Here is an 18,074-nt window from a genome sequence, read left to right as displayed (position 1 = left end):
TTCCCCCTTTCTTATACACCTAAGGAGGGTGTGCCCAAAACATTGCGTTTTGACACACCCTCCTTTCTCAAAGTTACAAAAACAATATTGATCAGCTTTTCTGTTTATCCAGAAGCGATTTCACGTCAAACGGCCCTACTTTTTCACCTTTCGCCCATGTCAACTTACTGTCTTTGACAGACGACACATAGTTGAAACGAAGATAAAAGCGAGTGTTTCCTTTGCTCTGTTCATCACGCGCAGCCGTCTCCAGATAGTCTTTAATCTGGTAAGCATTGGCTACCATCATATCGGTTTCCGATTTGGTGCCGGGCGTCTTGACTTTGGCACGCACGAAAACGTCGTAAATTCGTTCACCGCCTTCTTCCTTTACCATGTTATCCGCATTGTATGTCAGGAACCAGTAGTCCTTTTGATCGGTGGGTTGCTTAAGCGCATGTCCGATAAACAGATATCCTTTTACATAACCGAGTATCTGATAGTTCGGGTTTACGAGCGCCACTTCTTTTTCCAGCATCTTGGCAGTGTCCGGTGCTCCGGTATCTGTAAATTTCATGATCGTGTATTGGTCCAGCTCGGCCTTTTCTCTGACGGTTACGGTATAGTATCCGTTTGTTTTAACGACATTCGATGCATTTTCCGGCGCATCATAATTCAGATTGAAATATGCAACGATACATGCTCCTTCTTTCACATTTTTAAAAGACGGCGAATAAAACGGCCCGATAGGCGTAGAGTTATCTAACACATGTTTCATCGTTTTCGTATCGATTCGCACAACGCCTACGGTCGTGCCCGACTGACTGTTACTTCCTCCATCCAGACAGGATGTTAACATTACCGTCGCTGTCAAAGCTACAGCGCACCAATTAAATTGTTTCATCTTTTTTCTTTTTTTTTATCTGATTAATAAATGTCATATTTTTTATGTTTATTCCTCTTTTTCTCTTTAAAATCCTATCCGAACTCCGGCTTGCAAAGATACGTAAAAAGGTTTCTCCGAACGAATCGTCTCTATCGCACTTCCGTTATCGAAGTAATAATTCGCATTGCCTTCGACGTAGGCGCTCAAGTAGCGGAACAACGGATAACTTGCTCCCGTGCGGGCATTGACCGACCATTGCCATTCCTTTATCCGAACCGAGGCATGTTGTGTATTGACCATCTCGTTTCCGTAATAATAATCGGTATCAATACTGCCGGCCACATTCCATTCGACCATGGTGCCGGCACCCGCATAAAAGCGTACACGCTGCCACTCGGCAATCTTGTAATTTACGCCCAGCGGCACCCCGATAAAATGTAGCCTTTGTTTAGCCTTGCCTTGCCGAATGGCTTCTGTGCGCCAAGTCGATGTCATGTATGTGTAGGTCACACCGCTTTGCAGAGCCCACCGGTCGGAGAGCCGGTAGCTGACTCCTATCCCAAACGAGAGCGGCCGCTTATGCGATACATCGATTTTGTTCATCTTCTCGCTGCGATCAAAGGATTTTAGTTCCGAATAAGCGGGCAGATCACGATTCATGATACTGTTTGCGAAAAGGTTTGCTCCGTCAGCGGTGGAATAACTACCGGTCGAAAGACTTCCGCCTCCCATCCCGAATCCCCAACGGCGTTTTACCGTTGTGCGATGTGATGGCCGGGGAGAAGCATCTGCAATGAACGGCCGTTCATTGTCACTCTGTCGGCTCTCAGAGGCAGTCTTCTGTGCTGGTATGTCGTCTGGCCGACGATCTTGCACGGCAATCGGTCGCTCCTCCTGCGCGTATTTTTCTACCGGTGTTGTTTCGGGGGATTTATCAGTTTCTTCAGGTGTGGGATAGAGGCTTTTTGGGGGGGCTTTCGGTGCAGTAAATGTTGCTTGTGCGGTCAGGTCTTTGTCTTTACGCATAAGTGATAGCCGGTGGGTGGCCGTCGACACCGGATTTTCATCCGTCCTCTCTGTCGCGGCCTGCGCACCGGCCTTGTCTGCTTGTGGTTTTATCGGAGATACGGATATTTCCCGACCGGTACTTTTCTGCACGTCTGCGATCACGGTGTCTTGCTCCTCCTGAAACCATAGTCGGTAGCCGCCGCCAAGTAGCAGCAGCAACACGATAGCTGCGGCTGCCCAATAAGCCCATCGTTGCGATTTCATCCTGATGACCGGTGTTTTATCCGATAGACGGTGGGCAATCGCCTCCCAGTCGCTCGGGTCCGGTGTTGATTCAAAGTGTTCCAGTTTTGCCCGAATCGCTTCTTCCCATTTATCCCGCTTTTCCATATACCTGTTTCTTCTTTTTACTATTTTATTCTGTTCTGTAACCAACGTCGTGCGCGCATATATTGTGAGCGCGACGTGCTCTCTTCAATGTGTAACATTCCGGCTATTTCTTTATGCGAATATCCTTCGATTGCAAAAAGGTTGAATACCGCACGCAGACTGTTCGGGAGGCTTTGGATCAAGTGCATCAGGTCGTCGGCCGAAAGTTTTGAAACAGCCGTTTCTTCGTTGGTCGAATAATCTGCAATGCTGTCAATGTCGACCGTGTTGCGGTAAACATTTGTTTTGCGCCGCAGATGTTCCAGCGATTCGTTAACGAATATTCGGCGTATCCATGCCCCCAAAGGGCCTTCTCCCTTATATCCCCCGAAAGATGAAAAGACTTTTACAAAGCCGTCTTGCAATACATCGCGTGCAGTTTCCCTGTCGCCGATGTAGCGCAGACAGACCCCCAGCATTCGGGGGGAATATAATTCATACAACTCTTTCTGAGCCGTCCGATCTCCTTTTCTACAACCTGTAATCAGTTGTTCTTCGTTCATCATTCTGTTCTCGGTACAACGTTTGCAACCGTTATCCATCTCCCATGATGCAATTTCCGATAGAAACGTTGCACGGTCGTCTTCTTTTTTCCGGCAAAAATAATATAAATCGTGAAACTCAGCTAAGTGGATGATACGATCATTTATGACTCCTTATTTGACGATTTGTTGAAAAATGTGTTGTCTTTGTTTCGGAATGTGCCGGAGCGGAGAGTTGTCTGTCGGTCTATATTCTATAATTCTATTCTATACGATTCTATAATTCTATTCTATACGTTCGATGTTGAAATATTAGGTAAGAGAAATTCGTATTCTAAAAAAATGACTACTTTTGTCGCAATAAAATGCTCATAAAATTCAAACAGTTATGTACGGAAAATTTCAATCTTTCCTGCAACAGGAATTGGCTGATATCGAATCGGCGGGATTATACAAGAAGGAACGGATTATCAAGACGCCCCAGAAGGCGGATATTCGCGTGAATGAAGGAGAAGAAGTGCTGAACTTCTGTGCGAACAATTATCTTGGCCTCTCGGATCATTCGCGCCTTATCGAAGCGGCTAAAAAGGCGATGGATCATCGTGGGTACGGCATGTCGTCCGTTCGTTTTATCTGCGGTACGCAAGATTTGCACAAGCAGCTCGAAGCTGAGGTATCCGAGTATTTCAGAACGGAAGATACGATTCTTTACAGCTCTTGTTTCGACGCGAACGGCGGGCTTTTCGAACCGTTGCTCGGCGAAGACGATGCGATTATATCGGATGCGCTGAACCATGCCTCGATTATCGACGGTGTGCGTCTTTGCAAAGCCAAACGTTATCGTTATGCCAATGCCGATATGGACGACCTTGAGCGTTGTCTGAAGGAAGCACAGGCACAGCGGTTCCGCATCATCGCCACCGACGGGGTCTTCTCGATGGACGGCAACGTGGCGCCGATGGATAAGATTTGCGATCTGGCAGAGAAATATGACGCGCTGGTGATGGTCGACGAGTCTCACTCGGCAGGAGTGGTCGGGCCGACGGGGCGCGGAGTGGCCGAACAGTTCGGAGCTTACGGCCGGATCGATATCTTCACCGGCACGCTTGGTAAGGCTTTCGGAGGTGCCATGGGCGGCTTTACGACCGGTCGGAAAGAAATTATAGACCTGTTGCGTCAGCGTTCGCGTCCGTATCTGTTCTCCAATTCGCTGGCGCCGGCTATCGTCGGGGCAAGCATCGAGATGTTTAAGATGCTCAAAGAAAGTGACGCGTTGCATACGAAGTTGGCCGAAAACGTGACTTACTTCCGCGACAGCATGCTGCAGGCGGGCTTCGATATCAAACCGACGCAATCGGCGATCTGCGCCGTGATGCTATACGATGCGAAGCTGTCGCAGGTGTTCGCACAACGTATGCAGGAGGAAGGCATTTACGTGACGGGATTTTATTATCCGGTCGTGCCGAAAGAGCAGGCGCGCATCCGTGTTCAACTGTCGGCCGGTCATGAAAAAGAACATCTCGACAAGGCGATCCGTGCATTTATTAAGGTCGGCAAAGCGCTCAACGTCGTTAAATAACAATAAGCTGCTTCGATTCCGATCAGGTCAGGAAAATGAGTGTTCGAAAGGAGCCGGAATGAATAGGACGAAGGACTGGCCGTATTGATGAACCGTAAATATTTTGTATGGTATTTAAACCGATCTGTATTGAGGACAAAGAGCTTATAACGTCTTTCACCTATCCTTCTGCGTTTCAGAATTGCGATTTTGCCTTTTCGAACATGTGCAGCTGGAGGTTTCTGTACGAAAGCGAATATGCTGTTTTCGAAGGATGTCTTCTTATACGTTTTTATATCGAAGAGAAAGATCCGAAGCGTATGGCCTATATGTTCCCTGTCGGGAACGGGGACTTAAGACAGGCTGTGGAAGCACTCGAAAAAGATTCTTACGAGATGATGGGAGAAGGACATCCGCTGCTCATCCTCGGGGTGACTTCCGAAGCCCGGAAAAAGTTGGAAGAACTGTTTCCGAACGAATTCGCATACGTTACCGAGCGAGACTATTTCGACTATATCTATTTGCGTGAAGACCTTCAGACGCTGAAAGGCAAGAAATGGCAGGCTAAACGTAATCATATCAACAAATTCAAGAAGCAGTATGAATATACGTATATCCCTATCACGCCCGAAATCGTTCCGCAATGTATGGAGCTTGAACGGAGGTGGGTACGGGCGAACGAGAATGGGGAGAATACGGACGAACTGTCGAACGAGCATCGTTCCATGACGTTTGCCATGCACCATTTCAAAGAGTTGGAGCTGCTCGGAGGTGCGATCATGGTTGAAGGGGAAATCGTGGCGTTTACGTATGGCTCGCCGATTAATTATCAGACATTCGGAGTGCATGTCGAAAAGGCCGATACGAACTACGAAGGCATTTTCAGCCTCATCAATCAGGAATTTGCGTTACATATTCCCGAACAATACGTTTATATCAACCGGGAGGAAGATTTGGGCATTCCGGGGCTGCGTCAGTCAAAGCTGTCGTATAATCCGGTGATCCTGCTCGAAAAGAACGGGGCAATCAAAAGGCGATGAATTTAACTGACAGGCGAAGGCAGTTGGAGATCCTCTGGCAAACGGTCTTTCATGATTCGGACGAATATGTGCGGATGTTCTTTGATCGGGTTTATCAGCCGGAAAATACATTCGTCATTGAACAGGAGGGTCGGGGAGTCGTCGCCATGTTGCAGGCCGTCCCGTATGGGGTAAAGATCAACTCTGCCATCCTGCCTTGTGCATATGTGTGCGGGGTCTGTACGCATCCTTCGGAACGGGGCAAAGGGTACATGAAAGTCTTGCTACGGGAAGCGATGCACGCGATGCGAAAGCGAGGGTTTGCCCTTTCGATGCTTATCCCCGCCGAGCCTTGGCTGTTTGAGGTTTACAGACGCTACGGATATACTGTGCCGATTAACGTGGGTGTAGAGTACTATGTGGCCGACCGGATGGAGCAGACGGATACCTGTCGAATCATACCTTGTCCCGAAAAAACGTATGACGCATATTTCGATCTTACCCAGCGGCGCCGCCGATGTGCTGTTCTTCACGATGCTGCCGATTTCGAAACGATCCGCCTCGACTGCCTTGCCGATGGCGGTCATGTTTGGGTAGCTCTCGATGGGGAGCGCCCTGTTGGCATGGCGTTCGAAGCTCCCGAATCCTCTACGGATGTTTTGATCAAAGAGATATTGTACGACGATCCGGCTGTTAAGGATGCGTTGATAAGGTATATCTTGATTCGTCATCATGCACAGACGGCCTTCGTTCGCGTACCGTATTTGACCGGACGGAATGCGCAGCCTTATGGCCTTGCTTGTCCGCTTGATGAAACGGTTGAGCCGTCCGATTTGCAGCGTGTTTTTATGTCGCTAATGCTGGATTGATGATATTATCTGTGGGGTTATCTGAAAGCTTCCACCTGTTTCCATAGACAATTCAATACGAAGGGGGGGAGAATTTTCTCTCCTCCCCCCAAAAAAAAATGGATACAAAGGTTCAGGGTTTTTACTCGGTTTCTTCTTTGTCATACCAGACTGTCCGTGCATTGTTTGATGGCACGGACAGCATGGCTGTCGTGCTTTTCGGTCATGAGATTAATCTTGTCCGGGGTTTTGTACCAGTTTGGTGTTTCGGTTTATTTCGTCTCGTTTGATGGGGGCGAAATACATCTTGTTATCCCATTTGCGTTTCTCGCGAAACGAGAGATCGCGCACATAATAATGGTAATCCCACGTACTTTCGTTGTAGATATACGGGCGTTTAGCCGTTTTGCCGTTCTTCAGACGCGCGAACACGATCATACCGCACAGTGTTTTATTGCCGCACTCTTCGCCGATCATCCAGCGGCGGATGTCATAGTACCGCGAATCTTCCATGAAAAGCTCCGTGCGTCGTTCATGGCGGAGAAACTCGCGCATCGCCGCTTGATCGAAGGATTTTTTACGTATGTTAAGCGTCGCTTTGGTGTCGGGGCGACCTGTACGGGCGCGGAGCACGTCGAGGAAGGCTGCCGCTTCATCCAATTGATTCAGCTCGGTGCAGGCCTCGGCGGCAATGAGATACATCTCTGCCAGACGAATGTACGGATAAGGACAGAGCTGCGGATAGTTGGCGGCATCGATCGAGGTATCGATCATCTTCTTTTCGTAATACGATGTCCATGAGCCGTTCCAGTCTTCGATCGGTCCCTGACGTGTGTCACAGCCATAAATCCCTTTGAATTTCACTTTTTCTCCGTCGGGCAGGTTGACCGTAACGTCTGTGCCGTCGTTCAGTTCATATGTTCCGCATTGCAGATTTCCCAGAGGGGTGGGATCGAGGGCGTATCCATCGGCCGCACGCTTTCGCCCCCAGACGGCGCCATCGTACCCGATGCAGGCATAGAAGCGCGGTTCGCGTCCGTTGTACGGATTGCCTACCTGATGGTCGCCCACCTTCGTCAGGGTATTATTAAGCGATCCGTCTTCCATCTCGAAATGCATCACGAAGTCCTGCGTCGGTGTAGTTCCCGACCAGTTATGATAACCGTTAGGACCGTGTTGTTTATTCACCTGATTCGTTATTTTCGACGAAGCGAATTGTTTGGTAAAAATCAACTCATTGTTATTCGTCGTCGTTATTTTATGATATTTGTCTGCAATTTCGGCTACAGTCGGGGCGTTACAGTCGATCAGCTTGAACGCCTTACTGTCGATCACCTCCTTCGCTGCTTCCAGCGCTTTCCGGTAGAGCGCTTCCCGATCGCCATGATACTGGTTCACATCAAGTTTGTTGATGATGCGGTCGGCGTAGAGTGGGCTGGCGATATGGAGGCAGATACGTGCTTTGAGGCTTACTGCCGCCCATTTCGTGGCGCGTCCGAGCGGAGCCGTAGTCGGTAACGACGCAATCGCTTCGTCCAAGTCTTTGAGGATAAAGTCGAGGCAATCGCCGATGCTGCTGCGGGCTATCTGCATCTCTTCCGTCTTCGTATAATCGCTGACGGTTTTATCGACAATCGGCACTCCGCCGATACCACGCACGAGGTTCGTATACATGTATGCGCGCAGAAAACGTGTCTCGCCTTTCATTTGCTTCAGATCGAAACCCGCCTTTTCCGGAACCTTATCGATATTCTCCAACACGAGGTTCGCGTAATAAATGCCCTTGTACGTCTGTGACCAGTTAAACGGACAGTCGCCTCTGCCATACCATTGCAAATCGCTGGCGGAGCACGTCGCTTCGTTTACAGCGATCTGCCCCTTATTATGCGTAAAATAAGCATCGTCCGTCAAACCGTTAGTCGTATGCTCTCTGGCTGCGTCGATCACGTAGTCATAAATCGTATTGATCAGCGACTGTGTCGTTGCCGCATCTTCAAATACCTGCTCTTTCAGATACTCCGTCGTTGGTTTGAGGTCCATAAAATCGGAGCATGAGGGCAGTGCGAATAACGCAGATGCAGCTATGATCATGATGATATTCTTTCTTGTCTTCATAAATAATCATGTTTTAAAAAGTTGCAGAAATGCCGCAGTTGAAATATTTCCGCTGCGGGTAGTAATCAAAACTCGACGCCGTATTTTCCGGGTCTCCGGGCAGTCCGTCGATGGTAAAAAGATTTTGTCCGTTGGCAAAGATGCGTATTTTCGAGATCCCGTAACGCCTCATATCCGTGGGAATGGTATATCCGATTTCCATGTTCTTCAGACGCAGATAATCGCTCGAACGAAGGAAATAATCGTTCGCGTTTGAAATCCAGTACTGTCGTTCGCGTTCATAAGTACGCGGATGTTCGGATGTCGGGTTTTCGGGTGTCCATCGTTGATCATAATACTCTTTAAGGAAATTCCCAACCGTTCCCGACCATGTTTGTACATAGGTCTCGGCTCCGAAAGCAGCCTGGAAAAGCATCGCCAGGTCGAAATGATTCCAACTCAGTCCGACGTTGAAACCTGTCACTAGGCGCGGCGTCTGATTCTTATCGGAACGGACGCGGTCGTCGGCATTGATTTTACCGTCGTTATTGTAATCGACGAATTTAATATCTCCCAGTCGCGCTCCCGTCCAGTGCGGATAATTATCCAGTTCTTCTTGCGTGTTGAATACGCCGTCGGTCTTGTAATACAACCCGGCACGATTGATCAGGTTCGCTAATGTTCCGCTTGTGGGTACAGGTTTTCCGGTCGATTTCTGATATTCGGGGATACCCGGTGTCTCGTCCCAGAAAAGAATTTTATTGCGGGCATACGACATATTCAGTCCCAGCTCGTATTCTACCTTACCGATTTTATCGTTCCAACTGATCAAAGCGTCGAATCCTTTGTTCTCCATTTCACCGAGATTCTCAAGCGGCAAGGTGATGCCGGCCGTTTCGGGCAGCGACGCGTTACGGGGAATCAACATATCGGTACGTTTGTGGTAGAATAAATCTCCCTCGATATTCAAACGGTTGTTCAGGAACTTCATTTCAGCTCCGATATCCCATGTCGTGCCCCGCTCCCAGGTGATGTTTTTGTTCGGTGTGCGGACAGGATAGAGCTGCCGCTCTTCACTTCCGTCGAAAATAACACCGTTCGTCTGAAATCCGAACGAGTTAAGGTATTGGATGGATCGGTCCGTATTACCGTCATTATCCGTCAGGACATCATTCCCTGTCTGCGAAACCGAAGTGCGGAGTTTGAGGTAATCTATCCATGTTACCTGTTCTTTCCACCATGGCTCTTCAGAGATGCGCCATGCCACCATGGCACCGGGGAAGAATCCGTAGCGTTTGTTTTTAGGGAAACGATATGAACCGTCATACCGCCAAACGAACTCAAACAAGTAACGTTCCAGATAATTATACGACGCACGTCCGAAATAATTCAGACGGGTCTCTTTCCACGAATAGCCTTCCGTCTCTTGATCCTTTACACTACCGTCATTGATTTCATCGAGCGAAGTGGACAGGAAGTACCTTCGGTAAGCCCGTAACTGATCCATCTCCTTGCTTTGTCCTTCCATGCCGACGGTCAGACCGATCGTATGGTCACCGAACGTACGGTTGTAACTTAACACTGCGTTCGTCAGCCAGTCGGTGTAATCTCGGTGAATCTGGTTGAGCTGCGGGTCGCTGATCCATGCGTCGTAAGGTTTGAGGCCTTCGCTGCTTCTGGTCACACCGTCCCATGAGTAGAGGCGTACAGGCTTCCGGAAATTCTTTTCGCCGTAGAAATGTTTGTCGTAAGCCCCGGAAGCCGTCAGTTTCAGCCCTTCGACCCACGGAAACTGAATGGTCAGCGTGGCATTGTTCTGGATGTAGTAATTTTTCTGTCGGTTATATCCGGCTGCATCGGTCGACGTCGCGGCAGGATTGTCACCATACTCGATATCGGGGCCAATCTCTCCGCTCGGCCAATAGGCGTTCAGTGTCGGTTTGCTCCGGCGGATAGCCGAGAAGATGCTCCCGGCCGACTTGGCGGGATATTGTGTATATTCGTAACGTGAAGTGTTGCCATACGTTAAGGAGACGTATTGACTCAGTTTAAAGTCAAGGTTGGCACGGATGCCAAACTGATCGTAACGGTTGGCCGAATGTTTATAGATACCGTCTTCGCCATTGGCAGCAAAGTTGACATAATACTTCACCTTGTCCGTGCCTCCGCTGATGCCCACATCACTTCGGTAGATCGGCGAAACGGACTTGATCACCGTCTTGTACCAGTCGGTATTCGGGAATCCCCACGGGTCGCTTCCGTCCTGAAATTTGCGCAGTTCGTCGTCGGAATACGTGCCAGCCGTAATTTCGTTCAGCATCGTAGCATATTCGAATGCGTTACACATTTGGGGGAGTTGCGTAGGGGAGGAGTAGCCGTAGCTTCCGTTGAATGTCACGATCGGTTTTCCTTCTTTGCCTCGTTTGGTCGTGATCAGGATGACTCCGTTGGCCGACCGCGAACCGTAAATCGCTCCTGCGGCGTCTTTCAATACCGACATGCTTTCGATCTCATCCGGATTGATGCGGTTCAGTCCTCCCGAACGGTCTGGGATACCGTCGATTACGACGAGCGGTTCTTTGTTCCCGATGGAATTGGTACCGCGGATGCGGATCGTCGTTGCCCCGCCTCCGGGTTCATCGGATCGCTGAAAGCCGATCACTCCGGGCATGCGTCCGATCATACCGTTGGAAAGGTTGGTTGTCGGCGAAGTCCGGAGCTCTTCGCCCGTCACACTGGCTACGGCACCGGTAACCGTCACCTTTTTCTGTGTACCGTATCCGACAACAACAACTTCTTCGAGCTTTTGCGTATCTTCAACGAGTTTAACACGGATAACGGACTGATTCCCGATCGTAATTTCCTGAGATCGAAAGCCGATAAAAGAAAATACGACCACCGAATTTTTGCCGGGCGCTTCCATCGTATAGTTACCTTCCGAGTCCGTGATATTCCCAATCGTCGTACCTTTGATGGAGACGTTGACGCCGATCAGCGGATTGTCATTGATATCCGTCACAGTTCCCCTGATCGCAACTTGTGCAAACACAGCCGTAGACGAACATAACATAATGAGTAGCCCGATCGCCCCAAAAGCGGCGAAACGCTTCCTTCGATAAAATTTCGTTTGTCTCTTAAAAATCTGCTTCATGTTTTTCTTCCTTATAAGGTTATAATTATTGTTCTGTTACGTTCAACTTTCAGGAATTTAATCCATTTTTCATTTCTGACATAAGCTACACAAAACGGGAAAAGAATACATCGTATTATTCATTTTTTTATCATATTCAGATAAATAATCATTATGATCTGTCCCGAAACAGAAGAGCAAATGAAAAAAACAAATAGAAACCCAACCTGTCAGGGCACGGAAACTTTTTGGATTATTTAGATGCTCTTTACAATTTATGCTGCAAATGTACACATATACACGATAGATAACAAATTTAATCTACATTAACACGATGATATTTCCTTAGGCAGATGCAAAACAGGCTGTATCCGGAGTCGTTGCTTCTACCTTCAATTATCCCATGTCGGATCATAAGAAATCATGGTCGTAGAAGTCGGAGAAAGACCGATGTAGATCAGATCGTTCATGACAAACATACAGTGAATACCTCTTGCTTGGGGAGGCAGCTGCGATTTCTTCGTCCATGTCATCGTAGACGGATTATATTCGATGATGTAATACGCTTCATCCACCATGTAAATTCTATTATGATGTGCCACACCGGCCAAAATACCGTTAGTCGAGATGGTACAAGTTGTTTCTCGTATCCATAAAGCGGCATTCGTTGTTTTCCACAACCCTTTATTGAAGACACCGCTTCCATTTTTACCGAGTCCGACATAAGCCGTATTCCCGATCGTTACGGCAATACCTCCGTATTGTTGAACAGGGAAATCGGGCTGTCGTTTCCATGTATTGGCTGAGACCTCGTACATCCATACCTCGTTCTTTACTGTGTCTTTGCGACCTCCTACGTAACAGATACTGTCGTTCAAAGCAAAGCCAACCGAGAGATAGGAGGAATCCGGTCTTATGGCCGTCGATCTGTCATACCATGTGTTACTCCATGAGTTATATTGATAAAAATCGTTTCTTGCTTTACGATCGGCAGCCATTCCTCCGAAAATGAAGGCTGATCTGTCATGCACGACAGCCGTCTGCCATTTGACCGGACCTTCCGGATGTGGCAGCATCGCTCTCCATTCGTCCGTAGTGGCATTATAGTAATGGAGTTCAGCCGTATATTGAGGGCCGATATCCCCTCCGAGAATATATCCCCAGTCTCTGATGGAGAAGTATGCCGGAGAATTTTGGATGCGGGGAGCGCCTTGAAACGTTTTTAGATTCCCCTTGAAAACGAGAGGCATTGTTTTCACTTTGATCTCCCCGTATGAAGTTCCTTCATTATTCGTTGCATAAGCTCGGAAATAATACGTTACACCTCCTTGCAGACCGGCAATCTGACTGCTGAAAACGCCTTCGGCATTCGGTTCAATTTCTAATACTTCGGCATTCGTGAGGGTAGGATTCGCGACGGTTGCAGACCAGCAGATTCCACACGCTTTCACGGCACTTTGTCCCGCCTCTTCGATCTTTCCGCCCACTGTAACTGCTCCTTTCAAGATGTTTTTTAACTCTGTCGTAGTGACAGTCGGGATATTGCTTTTTGTGATGAACGAATCTTGTCCGCTGTATGAAATACCGAATTCTTTATTTCGAGCAAACGCTCGTACATAATATTTCTGTCGCGAAATCAGGTTTTCGCATTCTATTTTAAAAGTGCCGATCCCCACGCCGCATTTGTCATCATACGTCGCATTTTCGATGGTGGGATTTTTCTTCGTGCTCCAGCAGAAACCGCGTTGAATAACGGAAGCATCTCCTTCCTTCACCACGGTAGCAGAGAAGGTGGCTGTCGTATAGCCTCTTTTTAGAATGGTTACAGATGAAACTGTCGGCAAACCATCTCCTGTCAGGAATGTTCGAAGAGGTCCGGACACAACATAATAACCGAATCGATTTCTTACAAATGCCTGAACGTAATATTTCGTAGATGCTCTCAGACCGCTGATTCGGCAGATGAATGAATCGGTATCCATCGTACTTAGAACAGAATCTTTCGGAAGCATCAATGATGATGTTGAATAATACACCCCGCGAGCAAGAACAGCCCCTTCGCCGTGCAATTCTATTTTTCCTCCGGATAGCGCCGTTTTAGCACGTACACTGTCTATGATTACAAACGTACGAACCGATCCCAATCCCGTGTTAGTCGAGACCTTACTCTCTTCTCCATAGGCGATGCCTTTCAGGTTTTTGGCATATGGACGGATATAATATGTTGTATTATTAGATAAATTTTCGATCGTGCCGCTAAATTCACCCAATCCCTTACCGAAGGCTTGAGCACTGTCAGGGCGAACGGTGGGACTGCTTTTTTTTGACCAGCATAATCCGCGCTCTTCCACTGCCGCACCGTTGGCCTTCTCGACCGAGGCTGTCAATGTGATGGAGGTAGCCGTGCGTTCTATTTTTACGGTTGTTCCCAATTGGGGAATTTTTGCGTTTTGTATTCCCGGTTCTACCTTCGGATCGTCAATGCATCCATAAAAAAAACCGCAGAAAAGGACAATCAGAAATATATAGTGTTTCGTCTGTCTCATTGTTTGTTCATTTTTTTAGAAAACCAAGCCAACTCCCGCATTCGGATAGAAGTACTTGAAATTAAAAGCGCTGCATCCGCCCGAAACATAGAAGCGTTTGTTTTTTAAGAAACAGGTGACATCCAAGTCTATTTTAATTCCTTTTTTCGAGGTGTATCGATCTTTTGCCCATTCTGTTGACTGCATGATGCCTTCATCGTTTACAATTTTGTATTCGCGCAATACATCTCGTTGCCAATACCCTGCTCCCAAAGATGTGTATAGATTCTCTACGGTCTTTAACATAAGACCCACTGATCCCGTCATCACATTGGCTTTCGTTGTTCCTGTCGGACCGTAATATTGTTCCATGCCCTCAATGACGAAGGTATGTCCATCGATACGACATTCTTCATTATACCCTTGAAAAGAAAGATTCGAATGTAATTTTACATACCAACCGATCCTACTGTTTATTCCACCGAACCGAATACCGTATGGAGCTAATAAAGAGAAATCGTATCCGGCAAAGAAACGCATAGGCTCTTTGGGTTTCTTCGGAGGGGTAGGGGGAAGAGTGTTTGAACGGCGTATATCTTCGAGCTGTTTGCGCCAGTAGCCGGCTGTTGTCCGATTCTCAGAGGTCCCGATCCCTTGGGTGTAATAGAGGATCAATTTCCGAATGGCTGATGTGTCTCGTTCCGTTGCGTATTCATTCAGACAGTTCAAGCATTTGCTCATCACCGTACGCATCGAAACATGCATCGTTTCATCTTTCAGCCATATTTCAGTAAGTTGATGAATGCTGTACTGATCGCAGTATGAAACGCCTTCTTCATACCACATTTTTGCATCCCGATAATCGTTACGTTTCATCGCTTCGTCTCCTCTACGGTTATATTCGGTCTGTCGCTGTGCTCCGGCGTAGGAGGATAGTAATAAACATCCGAATATAATCCACATCCATATTTTCATGTATCCTTTTCTTTGTTATTAGTAGGTCGTAAGTCCTTTCCCGACCAATACTCCGTTTGAGTTATAAATATCGTACAGATGGTCTTCACGCTCAAAAGCTCGTCCGCTCTCCGACCGTCCCACACTCAGATAAGTGCATTTGATTCGTTCGATCCCTTTGGCATCAATTGCCCCATAACGTCCGTTTTGTTTTTTCCGGACAATTGTGTAGTTGCCAAAAGTCATTCCCGATTCATACAATGCGATCCGAGCGGCAATATTTTTTTCTTCTATTTTCTCCTCACAAGCTAACGATAAACGAACGACATCTTCGGTAATTTTTATTTCTTTGGCTTTTGTAAAATCTTCTTTCGCCTCAACATAATGACCTTGATCCATTTTCGTTTTTCCGGATGTCAACAATGCCGCATAATTTGCGTTCATCCGTTCGGTCTCTTCTTCTGTTTTTTTTGCGTTTGATGCTTCTTCAGAGCCTTTCTTATCCGATTCTCTGCTTGTCGTTGTTTTCTCCGATTTCTCTTCTTTCTTTACCGGAGCGACGGTCTCGTTTCGTTCCTTTTTCTCCGTTTGCTCCGCTTTATGGATTTCATTCGTCACTTCGGAAAGAGATTGTTCCGTTAATGGTCTTTCTCCCTGAGGCTGGAGACCGGTCGGAATGATCGGTTCGTGCTGTTGTGTTGAGGCGTCTGCCACTAACTTGTTGTTGGTGAATGTTGTGCTTCTATCGTTCCAACGAAACAGGTAGGACACAGCCCACCCCATACCGGCAAACGCAAAGATTAACAAGGGCAATAAAATCCGTCGTTTACTTTTTGTACGCCGTTGTTTGGATTGCTTCGTTTTCGAAGGTATAAAAATCGTTTCTTCACGGTCTGTCCATCCGGGAGGCTTATGAGAAACAGTTACCAATTGTGTGCTTTCATTCTCCTCTACAGATTGTTCCGCTTTGTATTCTTTTTTTTTCGAGAGACTTACGCTTTCTTTACTTTCGATAAACGGTGGAATGTCCAGAGCGTCCATCATTTCTTTTATTGACTGATAGCGATCTTTCGGATTCACTTGCATCGCTTTCAGTACGACGGCCTCAGTTTTCGGAGAGATCTGTTTATTCAATTCCGATGGATGAACTAAAGGCTTTGTCGCTCTTAAAATCGATTCGACCGGAATCACGCCGGTCAGCAGATTATACATGGTGGCACCTAAGGAATAAACATCGGGACAGGGGGAGAAATTTACCGTGCCCTCATCGTCGTACTGCTCGATCGATGCAAATCCTTTTGATAGCGTAAGCGTCGTTGTGCATGCCTCCTGTTCTTCGAGATCGTAGCGCTTACTGACGCCAAAATCGATCAATCGGGCGTTGTCGTTCTTATCGATTAAGATATTGTTGGGTTTGATATCAAGGTGCAGGATATTTTTCTGATGGACAAACTCCAGCGCCTTCCCGATCTGTGCGACATACTTGAGCACTTTCGACTCCGGCAGTACGGCCTGCACACTCAACATGGATTTCAATGAACAGCCTGCTATATGTTCCATCGCGATATAGGCTGTGTTGTTTTCTTCAAAGACTTCCAACACATTCACGATATACGGATGATGTACTTCGGAAAGAATTTTGGCTTCTTTGATTTGTCGCTCTTTGAACTTATCAAAAAGGATCTTGCCGGTTGCGGAGTGTACTTTGACCTCAAAAGAATCCTCATCTCTAAAGCAATAATCTTTAAAGAAATACTCTTTAATGCAAATAGGCACGGTCGTTTCCACTGCTCCGAGTTCACCTTTGACCTCAGTGCTCCACTCGCCCAAATAGGTGATTCCGAATCCTCCCTGGCCGATGACTCTCGTTAGACAATACTTGCCTTTCTGCAAACAATATCCGTTCGGCAAATTCATAATTACTTACAGTAATCAGATTTCGCAACAAAGATACATTTTTTAGATGAAAGAATGAAAAAGATCGAATAAATTACTTATCAACTGGATGAATTTTGCACCTTTAAGACAGGTAAAAGATAGAAAGAATAATTATCACGGGCTTTTTCATAACATGTTTCCACCAGGGTATCTTTTACTTTTTCAGGCATGCAAGGTCGGATAAAAAGAGAGGATAGATCATTGTCCGGCAGGCACTCGGTAACTCCATCCGTACACATGAGAAAACAATCGTCGGGTTGAATATCCGTCAGGAACGCGATGTCTGCTTCGGTCGGATTGGCAGAGCCTGTGATCGCTCGGGTGATGATGTTTTTTTGAGGGTGATGCAGAGCTTCTTCCTGAGTGATTTTGCCTGTCTTTATCCAAAAATTAACCAGCGAATGGTCTTCCGTCCGAAAGACCGGCTTTCCGTCTCGGAACTGATAGATTCGACTGTCACCGATATGTGCGGCCGTGACCCCCTTATTTCCAAAGTAGAGCATTGTAAGTGTGGTAGCCATGCCTTCTGCTTCCGGGTGTATTGAGAGGTATTCATCAAAACGTATTTCAGTATACTGGACAGCCTTTTGAATCAATTCGTCGGTAGCATCTTTTTCAATAAACGTGGAAAAGAAAGTCTGAAAAGATTCACATGCCAGCGAACTGGCAATCTCACCTTTTTCCGCACCGCCAACACCATCGCATACGATAAAGAGCCTCTGTTGTGAACGCGCTATCGTCTGAGAGGAAGGATAGATTGCATCTTCGTTGTTCGGTCTTCTTCCTTTTTCACAGATGGCATATGGCGTTCCGAGCGTTATATGCATGGTTTCAATAAGCGATGAGTTACTCCTTAAAACGAACGTGTGTATGTCCGATTTTGATTTCGTCGTTATCTTTCAGGACCACCACTTCGTCTTTATCTAAATAGCGGCCGTTATATTGCGTGTGATTCTTGCTCCGATAGTCGGAGAGCATATGGATGTAGCTTCCCCGGCTGTCTTTCTTTACTTCTATTCGGAGATGATTTCGGCTCATCTCTTTATCTTCGGTTTCGATACAGATCGTCGCTTCCGACACAGAAGCTTTACGTCCTATAATAAAGATTCCTTCACACAAAGGGAACAATTGTTCCGGGGTGTCCGGATTGGCGACCACAATTAACCAGCCGCATTCCTTCCGAACAGGCCGGATCAAAACGGTTTCGGAATCGGCCGATTGTTC

General features: G+C 47.1%; 13 protein-coding genes. 3 read left to right on the top strand and 10 right to left on the bottom strand.

The genetic code is table 11. The features are described 5' to 3' along the window. Positions 1-91: 91 nt before the first annotated feature. The 3 genes from Tanf_RS12970 to Tanf_RS12960 form a co-directional block, all read right to left on the bottom strand. The gene (locus Tanf_RS12970; RefSeq protein WP_041590934.1) at positions 92-883 is read right to left on the bottom strand and encodes a BFO_2992 family lipoprotein; all 792 of its coding nucleotides are present in this window, start codon (positions 881-883) and stop codon (positions 92-94) included. A 66-nt stretch (positions 884-949) separates the two neighbouring features. Further along, entirely contained in the window at positions 950-2,263 is a 1,314-nt protein-coding gene (locus Tanf_RS12965; RefSeq protein ID WP_046826142.1) for an outer membrane beta-barrel protein, read from the bottom strand. 20 nt (positions 2,264-2,283) lie between these two features. After that, entirely contained in the window at positions 2,284-2,805 is a 522-nt protein-coding gene (locus Tanf_RS12960) for an RNA polymerase sigma factor (RefSeq protein ID WP_014226100.1), read from the bottom strand. A gap of 367 nt (positions 2,806-3,172) precedes the next feature. Between Tanf_RS12960 and kbl the strand changes: the two genes are divergently transcribed. The 3 genes from kbl to Tanf_RS12945 all read left to right on the top strand — a co-directional run bounded on the left by kbl (position 3,173) and on the right by Tanf_RS12945 (position 6,230). Next, on the top strand, positions 3,173-4,363 hold the full coding sequence (gene kbl / locus Tanf_RS12955) for a glycine C-acetyltransferase (protein ID WP_046826141.1): 1,191 nt from the start codon (positions 3,173-3,175) through the stop codon (positions 4,361-4,363). 107 nt (positions 4,364-4,470) lie between these two features. Further along, positions 4,471-5,382 carry a DUF2156 domain-containing protein gene (locus tag Tanf_RS12950; RefSeq protein ID WP_046826140.1) on the top strand — a complete coding sequence of 304 codons (912 nt, stop codon included), beginning with the start codon at positions 4,471-4,473 and terminating at the stop codon, positions 5,380-5,382. Next, the gene (locus Tanf_RS12945; RefSeq protein ID WP_080948649.1) at positions 5,379-6,230 is read left to right on the top strand and encodes a GNAT family N-acetyltransferase; all 852 of its coding nucleotides are present in this window, start codon (positions 5,379-5,381) and stop codon (positions 6,228-6,230) included. The genes Tanf_RS12950 and Tanf_RS12945 overlap by 4 nt, the downstream gene beginning before the upstream one ends. 210 nt (positions 6,231-6,440) lie before the next feature. Here Tanf_RS12945 and Tanf_RS12940 read toward each other — a convergent pair whose 3' ends face one another. From Tanf_RS12940 to Tanf_RS12910, 7 genes are all read right to left on the bottom strand, one after another. Beyond that, the gene (locus Tanf_RS12940; RefSeq protein ID WP_014226096.1) at positions 6,441-8,324 is read right to left on the bottom strand and encodes a RagB/SusD family nutrient uptake outer membrane protein; all 1,884 of its coding nucleotides are present in this window, start codon (positions 8,322-8,324) and stop codon (positions 6,441-6,443) included. Positions 8,325-8,337: 13 nt separating this feature from the next. Beyond that, a complete protein-coding gene (locus tag Tanf_RS12935; RefSeq protein ID WP_080948648.1) occupies positions 8,338-11,454 on the bottom strand; it encodes a SusC/RagA family TonB-linked outer membrane protein in 3,117 nt (1,038 codons plus the stop codon). Positions 11,455-11,825: 371 nt separating this feature from the next. Continuing rightward, on the bottom strand, positions 11,826-13,979 hold the full coding sequence (locus Tanf_RS12930; RefSeq protein WP_046826137.1) for a Kelch repeat-containing protein: 2,154 nt from the start codon (positions 13,977-13,979) through the stop codon (positions 11,826-11,828). A gap of 15 nt (positions 13,980-13,994) precedes the next feature. Then, the gene (locus tag Tanf_RS12925; protein ID WP_046826136.1) at positions 13,995-14,933 is read right to left on the bottom strand and encodes a hypothetical protein; all 939 of its coding nucleotides are present in this window, start codon (positions 14,931-14,933) and stop codon (positions 13,995-13,997) included. A gap of 18 nt (positions 14,934-14,951) precedes the next feature. Continuing rightward, positions 14,952-16,829 (bottom strand): serine/threonine protein kinase, encoded by a 1,878-nt coding sequence (locus tag Tanf_RS12920; RefSeq protein WP_046826135.1) that lies wholly within the window; start codon positions 16,827-16,829, stop codon positions 14,952-14,954. A gap of 80 nt (positions 16,830-16,909) precedes the next feature. Continuing rightward, a complete protein-coding gene (locus tag Tanf_RS12915; RefSeq protein WP_046472599.1) occupies positions 16,910-17,677 on the bottom strand; it encodes a PP2C family protein-serine/threonine phosphatase in 768 nt (255 codons plus the stop codon). A gap of 19 nt (positions 17,678-17,696) precedes the next feature. Further along, a complete protein-coding gene (locus Tanf_RS12910; RefSeq protein WP_231964149.1) occupies positions 17,697-18,047 on the bottom strand; it encodes an FHA domain-containing protein in 351 nt (116 codons plus the stop codon). Between the last annotated feature and the right edge of the window lie 27 nt (positions 18,048-18,074).

Source organism: Tannerella forsythia (assembly GCF_001006485.1).
Lineage (GTDB): Bacteria > Bacteroidota > Bacteroidia > Bacteroidales > Tannerellaceae > Tannerella > Tannerella forsythia.
This window is presented reverse-complemented; position numbering and strand designations above follow the sequence as displayed.

What these genes read in the sequence shown, in the direction of transcription:
- Tanf_RS12970 (WP_041590934.1), bottom strand. Translation starts at nt 883, where the DNA reads ATGAAACAATTTAATTGGTGCGCTGTAGCTTTGACAGCGACGGTAATG.
- Tanf_RS12965 (WP_046826142.1), bottom strand. Translation starts at nt 2,263, where the DNA reads ATGGAAAAGCGGGATAAATGGGAAGAAGCGATTCGGGCAAAACTGGAA.
- Tanf_RS12960 (WP_014226100.1), bottom strand. Translation starts at nt 2,805, where the DNA reads ATGAACGAAGAACAACTGATTACAGGTTGTAGAAAAGGAGATCGGACG.
- kbl (WP_046826141.1), top strand. Translation starts at nt 3,173, where the DNA reads ATGTACGGAAAATTTCAATCTTTCCTGCAACAGGAATTGGCTGATATC.
- Tanf_RS12950 (WP_046826140.1), top strand. Translation starts at nt 4,471, where the DNA reads ATGGTATTTAAACCGATCTGTATTGAGGACAAAGAGCTTATAACGTCT.
- Tanf_RS12945 (WP_080948649.1), top strand. Translation starts at nt 5,379, where the DNA reads ATGAATTTAACTGACAGGCGAAGGCAGTTGGAGATCCTCTGGCAAACG.
- Tanf_RS12940 (WP_014226096.1), bottom strand. Translation starts at nt 8,324, where the DNA reads ATGAAGACAAGAAAGAATATCATCATGATCATAGCTGCATCTGCGTTA.
- Tanf_RS12935 (WP_080948648.1), bottom strand. Translation starts at nt 11,454, where the DNA reads ATGAAGCAGATTTTTAAGAGACAAACGAAATTTTATCGAAGGAAGCGT.
- Tanf_RS12930 (WP_046826137.1), bottom strand. Translation starts at nt 13,979, where the DNA reads ATGAGACAGACGAAACACTATATATTTCTGATTGTCCTTTTCTGCGGT.
- Tanf_RS12925 (WP_046826136.1), bottom strand. Translation starts at nt 14,933, where the DNA reads ATGAAAATATGGATGTGGATTATATTCGGATGTTTATTACTATCCTCC.
- Tanf_RS12920 (WP_046826135.1), bottom strand. Translation starts at nt 16,829, where the DNA reads ATGAATTTGCCGAACGGATATTGTTTGCAGAAAGGCAAGTATTGTCTA.
- Tanf_RS12915 (WP_046472599.1), bottom strand. Translation starts at nt 17,677, where the DNA reads ATGCATATAACGCTCGGAACGCCATATGCCATCTGTGAAAAAGGAAGA.